The 560-nt window shown below is 41.1% G+C and carries 2 protein-coding genes; both read right to left on the bottom strand.

The features are described from left to right. Window positions 1-231 (bottom strand): helix-turn-helix domain-containing protein (locus tag ABD361_RS30520; RefSeq protein ID WP_344440234.1); only part of this gene is annotated, 231 nt, incomplete at its 3' end. Then, window positions 206-451 (bottom strand): IS200/IS605 family transposase, encoded by a 246-nt coding sequence (tnpA, locus tag ABD361_RS30795; RefSeq protein ID WP_425583377.1) that lies wholly within the window; start codon window positions 449-451, stop codon window positions 206-208. The genes ABD361_RS30520 and tnpA, both read right to left, overlap by 26 nt. Window positions 452-560 lie beyond the last annotated feature (109 nt).

Raw genomic sequence — 560 nt, 5'->3', positions numbered from 1 at the left:
AACTAGTTCCTTCCCTTCTATTTTCAACTCTTTCAGCATGTTTTGAGTGTCTTTAGGTGTTATCTTTTTCCCTTCTTTCCTCGCGTTGTTTATCACGTCTAGCAAGGCATTGTATACTTTAGCCTCAATTTGCATCACTTTGATTAGTTTCTCCTCTACTTCTCTCGTTGGGTAAATCTTGTACTTGAATGAGAGTTGGGTCTTGTCATTCTTCTCCTTGGCTCTCCACATATTTTTTCAGTACCTCCAGTGTTACTTGTCCGCTCGTTGCTAGGAAGTAGGAAGGTGACCAGAAGTGTCCTTTCCACAGTTTTTCCTTTACTTGTGGGAACCTTCTCTGTATTTCTCTAGACGTGATGGTCTTGATTGCGTTCACGTACCTGGGTATATTTAGGGTTGGTTTTGCCTTGAATAACATGTGGAAGTGATCCTTATCTACTCCTATGTCTATGGCTTCAACTTCGAATGTTTTGCTTATTTCCTGAATTTGTTCCTTTAGGAAGTTTATAATCTCTTAAGTCGGAGGCCAAGCGGTCTTAGGAAGACAACGGCAATCCGCA

Source organism: Streptomyces luteosporeus (genome assembly GCF_039532865.1).
GTDB classification, from domain to species: domain Bacteria; phylum Actinomycetota; class Actinomycetes; order Streptomycetales; family Streptomycetaceae; genus Streptomyces; species Streptomyces luteosporeus.
Note: the sequence above shows the minus strand (reverse complement) of the source record. Positions and strands in the feature narration are given on the sequence as shown.